This window comes from Delftia sp. S65 (assembly GCF_016516495.1).
Taxonomy (GTDB): Bacteria; Pseudomonadota; Gammaproteobacteria; order Burkholderiales; family Burkholderiaceae_C; genus Comamonas; species Comamonas acidovorans.
This window is the reverse complement of record NZ_JACVUR010000004.1, coordinates 84948-101759: the sequence shown is the minus strand read 5'-3', so window position 1 is coordinate 101759 and position 16812 is coordinate 84948. Positions and strand designations below refer to the sequence as shown.

Sequence of the window (16812 nt, the reverse complement as noted above, 5' to 3'; positions counted from 1 at the left end):
GAAAGCGGCGAGCCTTCCTCTTGCCTACAGTCGAATGCAATTGATTTTCATTTGCTTCGAGAGGGTTGAATGTCGCTGCCAGATTCTGCGGACCGGGATGCCGGCCCGCCCCGTTTTTCCATCACATCGATCGCGCTGGCCGTCTGCGTCCTGGGCCAGTGCGCCCTGGCCCGGGCGGCCGAGGAAAGGCTGCCCGAGGTGCAGGTCACGGGCCAGGCGGTCAAGGACCGGCCCACCGAGCTGACGGGTGGCTACGCGGCCCCGGGCGTCTCGGTGGGAACCAAGCTGCCTGCCACGCTCAGGGAGACGCCGCATTCGGTCTCCGTCATCACGCGACAGCAGATCGAGGACCAGAACCTGCACACGCTGGACGAGATCATGGCGCAGACCCCCGGCGTGACCGTGGACCTGTCGGGCACGGGTGTCATTCCGGCCTTCTATGCGCGCGGCTATCCCATCGAGTACTTCCAGTACGACGGCCTTCCCGTGCAGACAGGCGGCGCTTCCTGGAGCCAGCCTGACATGGTGATGTTCGACCATGTGGAGACGCTGCGCGGCGCTGCGGGCCTGTTCAATGGCGCGGGCCAGCCCGGCGGCGTGATCAATCTGGTGCGCAAGCGTCCCACGGGCGACCGGCGCTTCACGGGCTCGCTGGGCCTGGGCTCCTGGAATGCGGCCCGTGCCGAGATCGACTACAGCACCCCGCTGAACGCCGATGGGTCGGTGCGTGCCCGCCTGGCGGCCGCGCACGACCAGCGCGACTCCCATGTGCGCTATGCCAGCAGCCGGCGCGATTCGCTGTACGGCATCGTCGAGGCCGACCTGGGATCGGCCACCACCGTCTCCTTGGGCGCCGGCCACCAGACGCGCGACTGGGTGCCGCCCATGATGGGCGTGCCGCGCTACGCCGACGGCGGCGACCTGGGGCTGGCACGCAGCACCTTCCTGAGCACGCCCTGGACGCACTGGGACTTCGAGGCCACCCAGGTCTTCGCCGACCTCAGCCATTCCATCAATGCAGACTGGCAGTTCAAGCTGGCGGCGGTCTCCGACCGCGAGTCCAGCGCGCTCAAGTACGCCTATGTCTCGGGCGCGGTGGACCGCGCCACGGGCCTGGGTCCCCGCCTGATGGGTGGCGCCAATGACTACGACAACGAACAGCTGTCGCTGGACGCCATGCTCAGCGGGGCCTGGCAGGCCTGGGGCCGGCGCCACGAGGTGGTGCTGGGCGCCAACTGGTACGACCGCGACGCGCGCTCGCAAGGCGGCAGCCTCCCGGGCTTTGGCGGCATTCCCGTCAATGTGTTCGACTTCGACCCGGCCGCCTACGCCGATCCGGGTGCCGTGCAGTGGACATCGGACTCGCGATCGCGCACGCGCCAGTACGGCATCTATGGTGCCGCGCGGCTGAAGCTGGCCGATCCGCTGACCCTGCTGCTGGGCGGTCGCTGGAGCTGGTGGCGCACCGACTCCGTCAACCAGCGCACGGGCGCGCAGACGGCGGACTACCGGCAGGACGGCCGCTTCACGCCCTACGCGGGCCTGGTCTTCGATCTGGACTCCCGCTGGTCGCTCTACACCAGCTATGCCGACATCTTCCGCGTGCAGAGCAACTACCGGGGCGAGGATGGCGGCGGACTGCCGCCCGTGGTCGGCGCCAACTACGAGGCCGGCATCAAGGGCTCGCTCAACGATGGCCGGCTGCAGGTGGCGCTGGCGGCCTTCCGCATCGTGGAGAGCAACCGCGCCGTGGCCGTGTCGCCCGTCATCGTGGACAGCTGCTGCTACGCCGCGCAGGGAAAGGTGCAGAGCCAGGGCTTCGACGCCGAGCTGGCGGGACAGATCGCCCCGGGCTGGCAGGCCATGGCCGGCTACACCTACAACACCAGCGAATACAAGCGCGATCCCAGCTATCAGGGCCAGTCCTTCAGGACCTTCAGTCCCCGGCATCTGCTGCGGCTGTGGACCACATACCGGCTGCCGGGCGCGCTCAACGCCTGGGATGTGGGCGGCGGCATCAACGTCCAAAGCGGCACCTACAGCGAGGGCGGCAAGCCCCTTGTTCGAGCCACCCAGGGCGGCTACGCCACGGCCAGCCTGCGCGTGGGCTACCGCATCAGCCCGCAGTGGAGTGCGGCGCTGAACGTCAGCAATCTGTTCGACCGCAGCTACTACACGCGCCTGGGCAGCGGCGGATTCGGGCCGGCCAACTTCGGCAATGTCTATGGCGAGCCGCGCAATGTGCAGGTGAGCTTGCGCGGCCGGTTTTGACCCCCTGAGCCGCTTTGCGGCGTCTCCCTGAGGGGGCGGCAGCCTTGCTGCGGGGCGTTGCGGCCGGCTCAGGCCCTTGCTTGCTGTCCCAGGCTTTGGGGCGCGCCGGTTGCATTGGGTATGCCGGCAACGACTGAGAGAAGAAAACAGATGCAAATACAGACAGGAATGCGGCGCGGGTTGCGCGCTGCGGTGGCGGCGCTGGCGCTTTGGAGTGGGCTGGCCCAGGCCTTGACCGTGACGGACATGGCGGGGCGCAGCGTGCAGGTGCCGGACCGCGTGCAGCGCGTGCTGTTGGGCGAGGGGCGCATGGTCTACACCATGGCCCTGCTGGAAGGCCGGCAGGCGGTGGAGCGCGTGGCGGGTTGGCAGGGGGATTTCCGCCTGCTCGATACCCAGGGCTATGCGGCTTTCTCCAAGGCCTTTCCTGCCATGGAGAAACTGCCGCTGGTCGGCGGCGCCACGCCCGAAAGTTTCAACGTGGAACAGGCCCTGGCCGTGCGTCCCGACGTGGCCTTCATGGCCGTCTCGGGCGGTCACGGGCCCGCGCCCGACAGCGAGGCCGTGCGCCAGCTGCAGGCGGCGGGCGTGCCCGTGGTCTTTGTGGATTTCAGCCAGCATCCGCTGACCCATACCGTGCCCAGCCTGCGCCTGATGGGCCAGGTGCTGGGCCGCCAGCAGCGCGCCGAGGACTTCATCGCCTTCTACGAGCAGCGCATCGAGCGCGTGCGCCAGCGTGTCGCGGCGGCGCGCCAGAAGGACGGATTCCAGCGGCCCGCCATCTTCATCGACATGCTGGCCGGTCTGCGCGACTGCTGCGGCTCGCCGGGCAAGGGCAATTTCGGGGAAATGGTGGAGCTGGCCGGTGGCGACAACATCGGCGCCGGCCGCATTCCCGGTCCCATCGGTACGCTGAACCTCGAATATGTGCTGTCGCGCGATCCTGCCGTCTATGTAGCCACAGGCGTCTTCGCCAGTGGCCAGGGCGGCGTGACGCTGGGCTACCAGGCCACGCCTGCCCAGGCGCAGGCCAGCCTGGCGACGGTGGCGCAGCGTGCCCAAACGCGCGAGCTGTCCGCCGTCCGAAAGGGGCGCGTGCACGGCCTGTGGCACATCTTCTACGACTCGCCAGAGCATGTGATTGCCGTCGAGGCGCTGGCCAAGTGGCTGCATCCCGAACTCTTTGCCGACATCGACCCGCTGCGCACGCGGCGTGAGCTGTACGAGCGCTTCATGCCGATTCCGATGACCGGCGTGCTGCTGACCGACCTGCCTTCCGGGGCCGGCCGATGAGCGCGGCCATGGAGGCCAGTGCCGTGGCGGCAGAGACGGGCGCTGCGGCGGCCGGTGCCGCGCAGCGCTACCGCCGCCGCCATGCCCGCCACGGGCTGGTGCTGGCGCTGCTGGCCCTGGCGCTGCTGGCCAGCCTGGCACTGGACGTGGCCACCGGCCCGTCGGGCATGGGGCTGGCACGGCTGTGGCAGGTGCTGGGCGATCCGGGCAGCGTGTCGCGCGTGGAGGCCGTCATCGTCTGGAACGTGCGCCTGCCCTATGCGCTGATGGCCGTGCTGGTGGGTGCGGCGCTGGCGCTGGCTGGCGCGGAGATGCAGACCGTGCTGGCCAATGCGCTGGCCAGCCCGTTCACGCTGGGCGTGTCGGCGGCCGCCGCCTTTGGCGCGGCCCTGGCCATCGTGCTGGGACTGGGCGTGCCGGGCGTGCCGGCGCAGTACGTGGTGTCTCTCAACGCCTTCCTCTTCGCGCTGCTGTCGGTGGGCCTGCTGTACGGGCTGGCCATGTGGCGCGGATTTGGCGTGCAAAGCCTGGTGCTGTTCGGCATCGCCCTGGTGTTCAGCTTCAACGCCCTGGTGGCACTGCTGCAGTTCGTGGCCGACCAGAACACCTTGCAGCAGCTGGTCTTCTGGACCCTGGGCAGCCTGGCACGCGCCTCCTGGGACCGGATTGCCGTCATGGCCGCCGTGCTGGCGCTGTGCCTGCCCTGGTCCTGGAGCCAGAGCTGGTCGCTGACCGCGCTCACGCTGGGCGAGGACCGCGCGCGCAGCCTGGGCGTGCCGGTCACGGCGCTGAGAGGCTGGGCGCTGCTGCGCATCAGCCTGCTGTCGGGCGTGGCCGTCTCCTTCGTGGGCACCATAGGATTCGTGGGGCTGATCGCACCGCACATCGCGCGCATGCTGGTGGGCGACGACCACCGCGTGCTGCTGCCGGCCTCGGCGCTGGCGGGGGCACTGATCCTGTCCATGGCCTCGGTGGCCAGCAAGACGCTGATCGAGGGCGTGCTGGTGCCCGTGGGCATCGTGACCTCGCTGGTGGGCATTCCCTTTTTCATGGCCATCGTTGCCCGCACGGGCCGGCAGGAGCGCTGAGCATGCCATTCCGCAACGCGCTGCATGTCAGCGATGTGCACATGGGCTATGGCGCAGCTCCCGTGCTGCGCGGTGCCACTCTGGGGCCCTTGGCTGCGGGTTCGGTCAACGCGCTGGTGGGGCCCAATGGCGCAGGCAAATCCACGCTGCTGCGCGGCATTGCAGGCTTGCAGCGCATGCGCGGCGAGGTGCGCCTGGGCACGGCGCTGCTGTCTTCCCAGCCGCCGTTGCAGCGCGCGCGCCAGGTGGTCTATGTGCCCCAAAGCCTGCCCGAACGCTCGCGACTGGCGGTGTTCGAGTCCGTGCTCAGCGCGGCCATGGCCGGCGAGCCCGCACAGGCGGCCCGTGGTTGGCCGTTGGTCGGCACGCATGAGGCCGAGACCGCCGTGGAGCAGGTGCTGCAGCGCCTGGAGCTGACGGCCCTGGCCGACCGGCCGCTGGCTGCGCTGTCGGGTGGCCAGCGCCAGATGGTGGGTCTGGCCCAGGCCCTGGTGCGCCGTCCGCGCCTGCTGCTGCTCGACGAGCCGACCAGCGCCCTGGACCTCTACCACCAGCACCGCGTGCTGGACGTGGTGACCGAGATCGCACACGAGCGGCAACTGGTGGTGCTGGCCGTGCTGCACGACATCAACCTGGCCATGGGCTGGGCAGACCGGATCATGGTGCTGGACCAGGGCCGCGTGGTGCGTGCCGGCAGCCCCGTCGAGGTGGTGGACAGCGCCCTGCTGCACGAGGTCTACCGCGTGCAGGCTGTCGTGGAAACGGTCAACGGCCGGCGTCTGGTCGCCGTGAGGCACGCGCTGGGCGGCCGTGGGCAGGAGCCGTCATGAGCACCTCGCTGGAACGTTGGATGGTGTCGCGCTCGCGCGCGCAGCTGGCGGCCACGGTGGCCTGCGGGCTGCTGGCCCAGGCCATGCTGGTGGTGCACGCGCTGTGCCTTGCTCGACTGCTGGCCCAGGCCATGGAGGGGGCGTCGCTGCATCCCTGGCTGGCGATCGGTCTGGCGGCCCTGGTGCTGCGCGGCGTCCTGGTGTGGCTGGAAGAGTGGTGGGCGCAGCAGGTGGGCATGCGCACGCGCGCCGTGCTGCGCGAGCGCCTGCTGGCCCGGTTGATGCGCCTGGGGCCGGCCTGGGCTGCGGCCCGCCCCACGGGCGAGCTGCAGGCCACGCTGGTTGCGGCTGTCGATGCCGTGCAGGTCCATGCCAGCCGCCATGTTCCCAGCCTGCTGGGAGCCGTGCTCGGCTGCGCGCTGGCGCTGGGCGCCCTGGCCTGGGTGGATGCAGGCTGCGCGCTGCTGCTGGCCGTGTTCGTGCTGGGCCAGCCGCTGCTGGACCGGCTGTGGCTGCGCCGGCACATGCCCGGGGCCAGCGGCGTCATGGCGGCCCTGGCTGCCTTTGGGGCGCAGCTGCTGGACAGCCTGCGCGGCATGGAGACCCTTTGGGCCTTTGGCGCCTCGGCGCGTTGGCGCATGCGTCTGGCCGAACAGGCCGCCCGCCTGCGTGCCGAGTCCATGCACACGCTGCGCGCCACCTTGCTGCGCACCGGCCTGACGCGGTTCGTTGGCCTGGCCGGCATGGCCAGTGTCCTGGGGTGGGGCAGCTGGCAACTGGGCCAGGGCCGGCTGGATGCGGCATCGCTGCTGGCCGTGCTGCTGCTGTCGCGTGAGGCCTTCAGGCCGCTGGAGCGGCTGGAGAAAGCCTTTCATGCGGCTTGGGCCGCGCGCGACGGCCTGCATGCCATCGACGCGCTGCTGCACGCGCCGCTGCCCGTGCCTGAGCCGCAGCGGCCCGGGCCTGCTCCTGCAGACGGCCGCATCTCGCTGAGTGGGGTGTGCTTTGCCCATGACCAGGGGCAGGAGCCGGGGCGGCCCGAGGTGCTGCGCGGGCTGGACCTGGATATCGCCGATGGTGAATGGGTGGCGCTGGTGGGGCCTTCGGGCGTCGGCAAGTCCACGCTGCTGTCGCTGCTGTGGCGCGCCGCCGATCCCCGGCGCGGCATGGTCTGCCTGGGCGGCCGGGACCTGCGGGAGCTGAGCCTGGCGCAGTTGCGCTCCAGGGTCGCCCTGGTCGCCCAGGACACGCTGCTGTTCAGCGGCAGCCTGGAGGACAACCTGCGCATGGCCAGCCCCCAGGCCTGCCGCCGCGACATCGAGGCTGTCCTGCGTGATGTGCAACTGGCCGATCTGGTGGACAGCCTGCCCCAGGGCCTGCAGACCGAGGTGGGCGAATTCGGCGCGCACCTGTCGGGCGGGCAGGCCCAGCGGCTGGCCCTGGCGCGTGCCTTGCTCAGGCGTGCGCCCGTGCTGCTGCTGGACGAGCCCACATCCAGCGCAGATCCACGCACGGAGCAGGCCTTGCTGCAGGTGTTGCGGCCATTGCGGGGCCGCCGCACTCTCGTCATGGCCGCGCACCGCCTGGAGACGGCGCGCGAGGCGGACCGCATCGTGGTATTGGAAAACGGCCGGGTGGCCGAACAGGGCACGCACGATGATCTGCTGCGCCGCGGCGGCCGCTATGCACGGCTCTGGGCGGCGTCGCAGGCCAAGAGGACGACGGAGGAGGCCGCATGATCCGAGATGAGCCCCGCAGCTGGGCCGGCCTGCTGGCGCCGGTGGCGTCGCACAAGCGCCTGCTGGCAGCGGCGTTGCTGGCCGCCGCGCTGGCGCAGGCTACCGTGGTCGGCTCCTGGGTGCTGGCTGCCTGGATTGCCGGACAGGCCGCCATGGGCGCGCCGTGGACTGCGCTGCAACCGGCACTGGGCGCATTGGCCTTGACGGCGCTGGTGGCCGCGCTCAGCCAATGGTGGCAGGCCCATGCCTCCCATGCACTGGCGTTTGCGTTGATAGAAACACTGCAGCTGGGCATCTACGACGGGCTGGAGCGGGGCGCAGGCAATGCGGCCGGTCCGCAGCGCAGCGGCGACATCGCCGCCACGGCCACGGCCGATGCCGAGCTGATGGAGCACTTCTACGCCCACATGCTGGGCGAGCTGTCCGGCGCCCTGTGCGTGCCGCTGGCGGCACTGGGCCTGCTGGCCTGGCTGCATCCGCTGCTCGCCCTGGCCTGGCTGCCCTTTGTTGCCTTGCCGGTGCTGCTGTCCTGGTGGCTGGCCGGCAAGGCGCAGCGGCAGGCCAGGGCGCTGGCAGCGGCCCAGGGCGAACTCAATGCCGATGTGGTGGAAGGCCTGCGCGGGCTGCGTGAACTGGCGCTGCTGGAGGCCGGCCCGCGCTGGCTGGCACGCATGCGTGCCAAAGCTGCGGCGCTGTCCCCGCAGGTGCGCAGGCATGCGTCGCTTGCTGCGGGCCAACTGGCCACCGCGGACCCGTTGCCGGCCGTGTCGGCCCTGGCCATGGCTGCCGTGGCCGCCTGGCTGTTGGACCAGGGACACATCGATGCCGCTTGGCTGCCGGCCGTGGTGGTACTGGCCGGCATGGCGCTGGCGCCGCTGGCCGAAGTGGCGCAGGCCGCGCGCAGGCTGGGCGATGTGAAGGCTGGTGCCGACCGCATCGTGCAACTGCTGCGCCAGCCCCGGCGCATTGCGGACAGCGGAACCCGTGAGGCGCCGGCCACGGCGTCGCTGGACTTCTGCGGTGTGCATTGGCAGCGTGGCGGCGTACCCGTGCTGCGCGGACTGGACCTGTCCCTGCGGCCTGGCGAAATGGTGGCCCTGGCCGGCGCGTCCGGCGCCGGCAAAAGCAGCTGCGTGCAGCTGTTGCAACGCCTGGGCGAGCCCGACGCCGGCAGCCTGCGCATGGGCGGCATGGACATCCGTGAATTGCCGCTGGCCGTGCTGCGGCAGCAACTTGCCGTGGTCCGCCAGGAGGTGCATTTGTTCGACATCTCCATCGCCGACAACATCCGCCTGGGCCGGCCTGACGCCAGCGATGACGAGGTACAGCAGGCCGCCATGCTGGCGCAGGCCCATGGCTTCATCAGCGGGCTGCCGCAAGGCCATGCCACGCGCTGTGGAGAACAAGGCATGCGCCTGTCGGGTGGCCAGCGCCAGCGCATCGCCCTGGCGCGCGCGCTGCTGACCGGTGCTCCCGTGCTGGTGCTGGACGAGGCTTCCTCCCATCTCGACAGCGAAAGCGAGCAAGCCCTGCTGCGCGCGCTGGACGCCTTGCGCGAGCACCGTACCGTGCTGCTCATCGCCCACCGGCCCGCCATGCTGGCCCGCGCCGACCGCGTGGTCCTGCTGGAGGGCGGCCGCATCGTGGAGCAGGGCACCCACCGGGAGTTGCTCGCGCGCCAGGGCGCCTATGCCAGCCTGATGGCAGCGGATGCCTGATCCCTCAGTGCACAAACCCACCCTTGATGAACCGCACGGGTTCGGCATCCATGCGAGCGATCAGGGCCCCGAGGCCGTCGGATGAGCCGTCGGGTGAGCCATCGGACGGGCCGGCGGTTGCCGCAGCGGCCGTCGTCGCCTCGACCGTCGTCCTCGCGGGCGTGTCCGTGCGGCAGACCAGGTCGTCCTCCGACCAGCCCTGGGCGCCCGGACGCGATAGCGCGCGCAGCCAGCCGCTGCGGTCGCCCAGCCATTGCATGCCCTGCAGCTGCTCCGAGCCGCTGAGCAGGGCCATGGCCTGCCAGGCGCGCGGGTCGTTGACGGTGCAGTCGAGGGCGCTGGCGGCGCGGTTGCCGCCATCGGGTGACAGCTGCAGGCTGACCAGGCGCGGGTCTTCCTGCACCGGGCCGCTGCCTGCCACCACCCTCAGCCGCTGTTGGCGGCTTTGCCAGGTGCTCAGGCGGCGTGCGGGCTGGCCTGCGCACTGCACGGCCATGTCGGGAAGGCCCACGGGATAGGGCCAGCTGCCGGCGATCTGCAGCATCTGGCCTGCGGCGCGGGCCTTCATGAAGTCGATCAGGGCCCAGGCGTCGTCGCTGGACAGCCGGTCGGCCTGGCCGTGTGCCCGTGCGCCGTCGCCAGACTCCACGGGGCGGCGGTCATGAAGAATGGCCCAGAGCAATTCCCCATCGGCGCGGCGCCACAGCAGCGGGCTGGTGAAGTTGGGGGGCCAGACCGGCTGGCTGGCGGCCAGCGGGCCGTGGCCCCGGCCATCGGCACCGTGGCAGGCCGTGCAGTGCTGGGCATAGGCGGCGCTGCCGCGCGCAATGCTCTCCACGCTGAAGCCCGTGGGCGAGGCATGGAAGCTGGTGGCATGCGCGGGCACCAGGATCAGGTCGGCACGCGGCCAGGGGGCCAGCAGCAGGGCGAGCGCGGCCAGCGCGGTCAGCACCAGGGCCGGCATGCGGATGCGGCGCAGCACCAGGGCCAGCGCCAGGGCCAGCACCAGCAAAACGATGGCGGTGGCCACGGCCGCCAGCGACCACATCAGGCCCCGGGCCTGGCCCAGGTCGATCAGCAGGTTTTCGCCGGACAGGCGCAGGGCCCAGGGCCAGGCGGGCTGCCCATCCACCGTGCCGGCCAGGCCCAGGCCATGCAGCAGCTGCAGCAGGCCGACCTGGGCCTGCTGCATGGCGCCGATCAAGGGGTTGAGCCAGTCGGGGGAGTCGCTGCGTTGCATCGGATGCGGGCGCTACCAGGTCTGGTCCAGGCCCAGGTGGCGCAGGGCCTCGTGGCGCAGCTCGGACAGGCGGGCGTGGCCGCGCTGGCGCGGGTAGGGCAGGTCCACATCGATCTCGGCCACGATGCGGGCGGGCCGCTGGCTGAAGACCAGCACGCGGTGGGCCAGGAAGAGGGCCTCTTCCACATCGTGCGTGACCAGCAGCACGGAAAAGCCTGCGCGCTGCCAGATCTTGAGGATCTCGCTTTGCATGGCCAGCCGCGTCAGCGAGTCGAGCTTGCCCAGCGGCTCGTCCAGGATCAGCAGGCGCGGGTCGTTGACCAGGGCGCGCGCCAGGGCAGCGCGTTGTGCCATGCCGCCCGACAGCTGGTGGGGATGGCTGTCCGCGAAATCCTCCAGCCCCACCAGGCGCAGGGCCTCGTCGATGCGGTGGGCCTGGCTGTCCAGCAGGCCGCGTGCCTGCAGGCCCAGGGCCACGTTGCCGCGCACCGTGCGCCAGGGAAACAGCGTGGGGTCCTGGAAGACGACGATGCGCGAGGGATCGGGCTCGGTGATGGCCGTGCCGTCCTGCGCCACGGCGCCGGCCGTGGGCGCGTCCAGCCCGGCCACCAGGCGCAGCAGCGTGGACTTGCCGCAGCCGCTGGGGCCCAGCAGGGCGACGAACTCGCCGGGCCGCACCTGCAGGCTGACCTCGTCGAGCACCTGCAGCGCGCCCTGCCCCTGGCCGAACCAGTGGCTGACGGCCTGCACATCGATGGCCGCGCCGGCTAGGGCCGCCCCTGCGATGGCGGGCGTGGCTGCGGCGTTGGCGGCGTGTTCTGCGGCAATCACCATTTGACGGTTCCCTTCTGCCACGACAGCGTGCGGTCGCGCACGGTGAACAGCAGCGTGATCAGGCCCGAGCACAGCACGGCCATGACCAGCAGCGCCGTGTACATGTTGGCGTAGGCTGCCCAGCCCTGGGCCCACTGCAGATACCAGCCCAGGCCGGCCTTCACGCCCATCATCTCGGCCGTGATCAGCACCGAGAACGAGGCGCCCAGCCCCATGAACAGGCCCACGAAGACCTGGGGCAGGGCGGCCGGGATGGCCACGCGCAGCACCAGGAACCAGGGCGATGCGCCCAGCGTGCGCGCCACGTCGTAGTAGCTCTTGCTGACCGATGCCACGCCCGACCAGGTCAGCACGGCCACCGGAAAGAACGTGGCCAGCGCCACCAGGAACACGGCTGCCGAGTAGCTGGACGGCGCGAAGAAAAAGGCCAGCGGCAGCAGGGCCGAGGCCGGCACCGGCCCCAGGAAGCGCAGCAGCGGATGCACCCAGTAGCCCGCGATGCGCGACCAGCCTATCCACACGCCCGTCAGAAACCCGATCACCGCGCCGAACACGATGCCGTTGAGCAGCAGCCGCAGCGAATACAGCGTGGACAGGCCCAGGCGCTGCCAATCCTCATGGACCACGTCGATCAGGCTTTGCGGTGGCGCGAAGAACGGCGGCGGCAGCGCGCCGAGCTTGGCCGTCAGCGTCTCCCACAGCGCCAGCAGCAGCGGCGCGGCCACCAGCCAGGCACCGGCCGGGCGCAGCCAGCGGTCGATGCGCCGTGCTGCCCGTACGGGTCGCACAGGCAGCACGGCCGATGCCAGCAGCAAAAGGGCCACGGCCAGGGCGGCAATGCCGAATTCCTGCGTGAATGCCCATTCGCTGAAGCCGATCTCCTTGTTGGGCCACAGCAGGGTCAGCATGCCCAGGCCGGCCCAGGCGGCGGCGGCCAGCAGGCCGGTGCGCCAGGGGCCTGCCTTGCGCGAGTCCTGCACCTGTTCCCGTTCCAGGCCGGGTGCGGCATCCGTGGCGCCCAGGCGCCAGCGTGGTCTTGCGGTGCTCATGCCAGCACGTCCAGCGTGATGTGGCTGGCAAAGCGGCCAGGGTCGGTCTGCTTCTTGAGCACGCCGGCCGTGCGGAAGTCGGCCGCAAAGGCCTGGACCTCGTCGCGCAGCGGCTTGCCGTGCGGATGGTGCTTGAAGGTCAGCTCGGCCAGCAGGCGCTGCAGGTCTTCGACGGGCACCTTGGGCGAGTACTTGGCAAAGATCTTCGCCGTTTCATTGGGGTTCTCGGCGATGTAGTCCGAGGCCTGGGTCAGCGCGCGCACCACGCTGGCCGCTGCGGGCTTGTTGGCCCGGGCGAACTTTGCGCCTGCGCCGATCACGCAGCAAATGCTTTCGGCGTACTCGTTCTTGGCGCTGTTGCCCAGTTCGAGGAAGGTGCCGGGGTTGCGCTTTTCGATCAGGTAGAGATTCGGGTCGCCGTCGGCAATGGCCTGGATCTCGCCCTTCTTGGCGGCCACATCCAGCAGGTCGGCCGGGTAGACGCGCCATTCGATGTCCTTGTCCACATCCAGGCCGCGCTTGGCCAGGTGGATGGAATAGAACTGCTTGGCCGGGCTGTTGAGGTCGGCCACGCCGATGGTCTTGCCCTTGAGCGTGCTGGGGTCCAGCGTGACGCCGGCCGACTTCAGGCCCACCAGGCGCAGGCAGCCGCCGTGCACGCTGCCGATGAGCTTGACATCCAGCCCCGCCTCCAGCGGCTTGATCCAGCGGTGGATCAGGCCCGCGCCCGCATCGGCCTTGCCCGTGGCCAGCGCCTCCAGCAACTGGTCGGCCGAGCCGCCCCAGTTCAGCAGCTCCACGTCCAGGCCGTTGCGCTCGAAGAAGCCGCGCTCCAGCGCCACGGGAATGGGCGAATGGCAGAAGCTGGCCTGGCTCCAAGCAAAGGTGATCTTCTGGCGCGGCTGCGCCCCGGCGCGGCCGCTGAACCAGGCGGCCGAGCCCAGCGCGCCGGCTGCGGCGCCGGCGCGGATCAGGGTGCGGCGCGAGAGCGAGGGCTCGGTCGCCTCGGGAGCATCGAGCGCCCCGAATGCACCGCAATCGGCGCCATGGGCGCAGCGGCTGTCCTGGGTCCTGTCGATCTCGGTCTGGGTCTTGCGGGTCATGGAACTCCCTCCAAAGCAGTTTCGGGACTGCCGATGCTGTCCGCTGAGTGCCGTGTTTCCAACGACGCAAAACGCGCATCCATATGTGCGTGGCAACTAGGAAGGGCGCGGCCCGGCGACATGCGCAAACCGAATAAGCGAACGCGTTTTTCTTCGTAGTGCGCAGGGCGCGGGCTTCGAATAATGGGCTGCATCGACCACTCATACGGAGTCCATGCATGACCTCAGCGACCGGCACCGAGTCCGCCCCGCACGACGCAGCCAGTGATGCGCTGTGGCAGCAGGACACCCAGGCCCTGCACGCCGGCTACCGGGGGCGCGAGCAGCAGCGCAGCGCGGCCGTGCCCATCTACCAGAGCACCTCCTTCGTGTTCGACAGCGCCCAGCACGGCGCCAACCTGTTCGGCCTGGTGGAGGAGGGCGATGTGTACTCGCGCACGGCCAACCCCACGCTGGCGGTGCTGGAGCAGCGCATTGCGGCTCTCGAAGGCGGCGTGGCCGCGCTGGCCCTGGCCTCGGGCATGGCCGCCATCGACGTGGCGCTGGCCACGCTGGCCAGTGCGGGCGACCATGTGGTCGTGGCCTCGCAACTGTATGGCGGCACGCACAACTTCATCGCCCATGTGCTGGCCTCGCGCGGCGTGCAGAGCACGGCCGTGGCCAAGGATGATTTCCAGGCGTTGCGCCGGGCGATAGGGCCGCGCACCAAGGCCGTGTTCGTGGAGTCCGTGGGCAATCCATCAGGCGGCATTGCCGACCTGCGCCAGCTGGCCGATATCAGCCATGCGGCGGGCGTGGCCCTGGTGGTGGACAACACCGTGGCTTCGCCGCTGCTGCTGCGGCCCTTCGACTGGGGCGCCGACATCGTCGTGCATTCGGCCACCAAGGCCATTGGCGGACACGGCAATGTGCTGGGCGGGCTGATCGTGGACAGCGGCCGCTTCGACTGGGTGGCGCACGCGGGGCGCTACCCGCAGTTCAGCGCGCCCGAGCCGGCCTACCAGGGCTTTGTCTTCACCGAGAAATTTCCCGATCGCGCCTTCATCGCGCGGGCCCGTGCCGTGCTGCTGCGCAACTGCGGCGCGGCGCTGGCGCCGCACAGCGCCTTCCTTCTGCTGCAGGGCCTGGAGACGCTGGGCCTGCGCCAGGAGCGCGCCAGCCGCAACACGCTGGCCGTGATCGATTTCCTGCAGCGCCATCCGCTGGTGGAGCGCATACACCACGCCAGCCAGAGCGGCCACGCCGACCACGCGCTGGCCCTGCGCCAGCTGCGCGGCGGGCATGTGCCGGCGCTGCTGGGCTTCGAGCTGCGCGGCGGCCGGCCGGCGGCGCGCGCCTTCTATGACGCGCTGCGCCTGTTCCTGCGCCTGGTCAACATCGGCGACAGCAAGTCGCTGGCCGCCATTCCTGCCGAGACCACGCACAGCCTGCTCAGCGACGAGGAACTGGCGCGCGTGGGCATTGCGTCCGGGCTGGTGCGCCTGTCCATCGGCATAGAGCATCCGCAGGACCTGCTGGCCGACCTGGCGCAGGCGCTGGAGCAGGCGCAGGGCCAGGCGGTGTTGGCTGCCGAACGCGAACAAGACCGCGAACAAGACCGCGAGCAAGACCGCGATCAGCGCCTGGCGGCCTGAGCGTCCCTTCCTTCCCACTTCCCTGGCAGCACAGCATGAGCACCTTGACAGCATCCACTCTCGACGCGCCCGCCGCCACAGCGGCAACCCCGGCCCTGCCCGTCATCGATCTGCAGGCCCTGCGCGACCCGGCCACGCAGGCCCAGGCGCTGCGCCAGCTGGCGCGCACGGCACGCGACACCGGCTTCTTCTACCTGGAAGGGCACGGCATAGGCCGGGACGCATGGCAGGGCATACAGCGGCGCGCGCGCGAATTCTTTGCGCAGCCGCTGGCGGACAAGCAGGCGCTGGCCATCGCCAACACGCGGCACTTCCGGGGCTATACGGCCGTGGGCATGGAGATCACGCGCCAGCGGCCCGACCAGCGCGAGCAGATCGACCTGGGCGAGGAGTCGCCCGAGATTCCCGCAGGCCCCGGCGTGCCGGACTGGAAGGGGCTGCAAGGCCCCAACCAGTGGCCGCAGGCCCTGCCCGGGTTCCGCGAGGAAGTGCTGGCCTGGCAGGCGGCAGCGCATGGCGTGGCGCTGGAGCTGCTGCGCCACTTCGTGGCCGCGCTGCAGCTGCCCGAGGGCGCGCTGGACGCCCTGGTCAGCGGCCTGCCTGCGCACCGCATCAAGATCATCCACTACCCGGGCAGCGAGCTGGGCGCAGCAGGCCAGGGCGTGGGCGCGCACAAGGACGGCGGCCTGCTGACCCTGCTGCTGCAGGACGAGGTGGGCGGGCTGCAGGTGGAGACGCCGGCCGGCTGGGTCGATGTGCCGCCGCGCGACGGGGCCTTCGTCATCAACATCGGCGAGATGCTGGAGCTGGCCACCAACGGCTATCTGCGCGCCAACGTGCATCGCGTGCTGGTGCCGCGCGCGGGCGTGCAGCGCTACTCGATCGCCTACTTCCTGGCGCCGCGCCTGGACCTGGGCCAGGTGCCGCTGCTGACCCTGCCGCCCGAACTGGCCGTGCTGGCCACGGGGCCGCAGAGCGACCCGGACAACCCGCTGTTCAGCCATGTGGGCGAGAACGCGCTCAAGGGCCGCGTGCGCTCCCACCTCGATGTGGCCCAGCGCTTCTATCCCGAGCATTTCGCCCGCCTGCAGGCCCAGGCCCGCGCGGCCGGCCGTGAGTTGCACCCCGGTGCCTATTGATCGATTGCTGTTGATCGGTGCCTGTTGATCGGTGCCTGTTGATTCTTGAAAGGACTGTGCGATGGACAAGCGAGTATTTCTGCGGGGACTGGCGGCGGGGGCCTCGGTGGCGGCGATGTCAGGCGCCATCCGCGCCGCGCAGGCCGGCCCGCTGCGCGTGGGCGTGCGCGGCGGCGTGGACGAGGAAATCTGGGAGGTGGTGACCCGCGTGGCACGCGAGCAGGGGCTGCAGGTCAAGCCCGTGGTCATCAGCGGCGCGGCCAGCCCCAACGAGGCGCTGAACAACGGCGACATTGAGGCCAACTCCTTCCAGCATGTGCCGTTCCTGCGCGACCAGAACCAGCAGCGCGGCTACCGGCTGGTGGCGGCGGGCGACACCTACATCTCGCCCATCGCCTTCTATTCGAAAAAGCACAAACGCCTGGCCGACCTGCCCGCTGGCGCGCGCCTGGGCATTCCCAACGATCCCAGCAACCAGACGCGCGCGCTGGTGGTGCTGCAGGACCAAGGCATCCTCAATCTGCGCGAGGGCTTCGACCCCTTCAAGGGCACGGCGGGCCTGGCCGACATCGCCAGCTACCAGAAGAAGGTGCAGCTGGTGGAGGCGGCCTCGGTGGTGCTGGCGCGCTCACTGGACGATCTCGATGCCTCGGCCATCGTCAACAGCTTTGCCTACCAGGCCGGGCTGATCGCCACGCGCGATGGCATTGCCGTCGAAAGGCGCGAGCGCAATCCCTACGTGAACATCATTGCCGTGCACGAGCGCGACCGCGCTGCACCCTGGGTCGCGGCCCTGCTGCGCGCCTACCAGTCCGAGCCCGTGCGCCAGTTCATCGAGAGCAGGTACCAGGGCTCGGTGCTGCCGGCCTTCTGA

Annotated in this window: 13 protein-coding genes; 9 read left to right on the top strand and 4 right to left on the bottom strand. The window is 70.5% G+C overall.

The window, feature by feature from the left end:
• Window positions 1-69: 69 nt before the first annotated feature.
• From IAE24_RS05520 to IAE24_RS05495, 6 genes are all read left to right on the top strand, one after another.
• The gene (locus tag IAE24_RS05520; RefSeq protein WP_043822147.1) at window positions 70-2271 is read left to right on the top strand and encodes a TonB-dependent siderophore receptor; all 2202 of its coding nucleotides are present in this window, start codon (window positions 70-72) and stop codon (window positions 2269-2271) included.
• 150 nt (window positions 2272-2421) lie between these two features.
• Window positions 2422-3564: an ABC transporter substrate-binding protein gene (locus IAE24_RS05515; RefSeq protein ID WP_199959234.1), complete on the top strand. Its 1143-nt coding sequence runs from the start codon at window positions 2422-2424 to the stop codon at window positions 3562-3564.
• Window positions 3561-4652 (top strand): FecCD family ABC transporter permease, encoded by a 1092-nt coding sequence (locus IAE24_RS05510; protein ID WP_081816194.1) that lies wholly within the window; start codon window positions 3561-3563, stop codon window positions 4650-4652. Before IAE24_RS05515 ends, IAE24_RS05510 begins: the two co-directional genes overlap by 4 nt.
• Before the next feature lie 2 nt (window positions 4653-4654).
• On the top strand, window positions 4655-5482 hold the full coding sequence (locus IAE24_RS05505) for an ABC transporter ATP-binding protein (RefSeq protein WP_043822151.1): 828 nt from the start codon (window positions 4655-4657) through the stop codon (window positions 5480-5482).
• Window positions 5479-7221, top strand: coding sequence for an ABC transporter ATP-binding protein (locus IAE24_RS05500; RefSeq protein ID WP_043822153.1), 1743 nt, complete (start codon window positions 5479-5481; stop codon window positions 7219-7221). The genes IAE24_RS05505 and IAE24_RS05500 overlap by 4 nt, the downstream gene beginning before the upstream one ends.
• On the top strand, window positions 7218-8939 hold the full coding sequence (locus IAE24_RS05495) for an ABC transporter ATP-binding protein (protein WP_043822155.1): 1722 nt from the start codon (window positions 7218-7220) through the stop codon (window positions 8937-8939). The genes IAE24_RS05500 and IAE24_RS05495 overlap by 4 nt, the downstream gene beginning before the upstream one ends.
• Window positions 8940-8943: 4 nt before the next feature.
• Here IAE24_RS05495 and IAE24_RS05490 read toward each other — a convergent pair whose 3' ends face one another.
• The 4 genes from IAE24_RS05490 to IAE24_RS05475 are packed head-to-tail and all read right to left on the bottom strand — an operon-like array spanning window position 8944 to window position 13165.
• Window positions 8944-10179 carry a c-type cytochrome gene (locus IAE24_RS05490; protein ID WP_199959236.1) on the bottom strand — a complete coding sequence of 412 codons (1236 nt, stop codon included), beginning with the start codon at window positions 10177-10179 and terminating at the stop codon, window positions 8944-8946.
• Between the two features lie 12 nt (window positions 10180-10191).
• Window positions 10192-11013 (bottom strand): ABC transporter ATP-binding protein, encoded by an 822-nt coding sequence (locus IAE24_RS05485; RefSeq protein ID WP_016450923.1) that lies wholly within the window; start codon window positions 11011-11013, stop codon window positions 10192-10194.
• The gene (locus IAE24_RS05480; protein WP_074921504.1) at window positions 11007-12062 is read right to left on the bottom strand and encodes an ABC transporter permease; all 1056 of its coding nucleotides are present in this window, start codon (window positions 12060-12062) and stop codon (window positions 11007-11009) included. Before IAE24_RS05480 ends, IAE24_RS05485 begins: the two co-directional genes overlap by 7 nt.
• Entirely contained in the window at window positions 12059-13165 is a 1107-nt protein-coding gene (locus IAE24_RS05475; protein WP_013800720.1) for an ABC transporter substrate-binding protein, read from the bottom strand. Before IAE24_RS05475 ends, IAE24_RS05480 begins: the two co-directional genes overlap by 4 nt.
• A gap of 218 nt (window positions 13166-13383) precedes the next feature.
• On the opposite strand from IAE24_RS05475, the gene IAE24_RS05470 reads away from it, so the two are divergent.
• The 3 genes from IAE24_RS05470 to IAE24_RS05460 all read left to right on the top strand — a co-directional run bounded on the left by IAE24_RS05470 (window position 13384) and on the right by IAE24_RS05460 (window position 16812).
• Window positions 13384-14799 (top strand): O-acetylhomoserine aminocarboxypropyltransferase/cysteine synthase family protein, encoded by a 1416-nt coding sequence (locus IAE24_RS05470; RefSeq protein ID WP_199959238.1) that lies wholly within the window; start codon window positions 13384-13386, stop codon window positions 14797-14799.
• Window positions 14800-14834: 35 nt separating this feature from the next.
• Window positions 14835-15938: an isopenicillin N synthase family dioxygenase gene (locus IAE24_RS05465; RefSeq protein ID WP_047326487.1), complete on the top strand. Its 1104-nt coding sequence runs from the start codon at window positions 14835-14837 to the stop codon at window positions 15936-15938.
• Window positions 15939-15999: 61 nt separating this feature from the next.
• Window positions 16000-16812: a MetQ/NlpA family ABC transporter substrate-binding protein gene (locus IAE24_RS05460; protein WP_199959240.1), complete on the top strand. Its 813-nt coding sequence runs from the start codon at window positions 16000-16002 to the stop codon at window positions 16810-16812.

Bases quoted from the DNA above. Each gene is read 5' to 3' on its own strand.
- IAE24_RS05470 (WP_199959238.1), top strand. From the start codon at position 13,384: ATGACCTCAGCGACCGGCACCGAGTCCGCCCCGCACGACGCAGCCAGT.
- IAE24_RS05515 (WP_199959234.1), top strand. From the start codon at position 2,422: ATGCAAATACAGACAGGAATGCGGCGCGGGTTGCGCGCTGCGGTGGCG.
- IAE24_RS05520 (WP_043822147.1), top strand. From the start codon at position 70: ATGTCGCTGCCAGATTCTGCGGACCGGGATGCCGGCCCGCCCCGTTTT.
- IAE24_RS05495 (WP_043822155.1), top strand. From the start codon at position 7,218: ATGATCCGAGATGAGCCCCGCAGCTGGGCCGGCCTGCTGGCGCCGGTG.
- IAE24_RS05485 (WP_016450923.1), bottom strand. From the start codon at position 11,013: ATGGTGATTGCCGCAGAACACGCCGCCAACGCCGCAGCCACGCCCGCC.
- IAE24_RS05490 (WP_199959236.1), bottom strand. From the start codon at position 10,179: ATGCAACGCAGCGACTCCCCCGACTGGCTCAACCCCTTGATCGGCGCC.
- IAE24_RS05480 (WP_074921504.1), bottom strand. From the start codon at position 12,062: ATGAGCACCGCAAGACCACGCTGGCGCCTGGGCGCCACGGATGCCGCA.
- IAE24_RS05475 (WP_013800720.1), bottom strand. From the start codon at position 13,165: ATGACCCGCAAGACCCAGACCGAGATCGACAGGACCCAGGACAGCCGC.
- IAE24_RS05465 (WP_047326487.1), top strand. From the start codon at position 14,835: ATGAGCACCTTGACAGCATCCACTCTCGACGCGCCCGCCGCCACAGCG.
- IAE24_RS05460 (WP_199959240.1), top strand. From the start codon at position 16,000: ATGGACAAGCGAGTATTTCTGCGGGGACTGGCGGCGGGGGCCTCGGTG.
- IAE24_RS05500 (WP_043822153.1), top strand. From the start codon at position 5,479: ATGAGCACCTCGCTGGAACGTTGGATGGTGTCGCGCTCGCGCGCGCAG.
- IAE24_RS05505 (WP_043822151.1), top strand. From the start codon at position 4,655: ATGCCATTCCGCAACGCGCTGCATGTCAGCGATGTGCACATGGGCTAT.
- IAE24_RS05510 (WP_081816194.1), top strand. From the start codon at position 3,561: ATGAGCGCGGCCATGGAGGCCAGTGCCGTGGCGGCAGAGACGGGCGCT.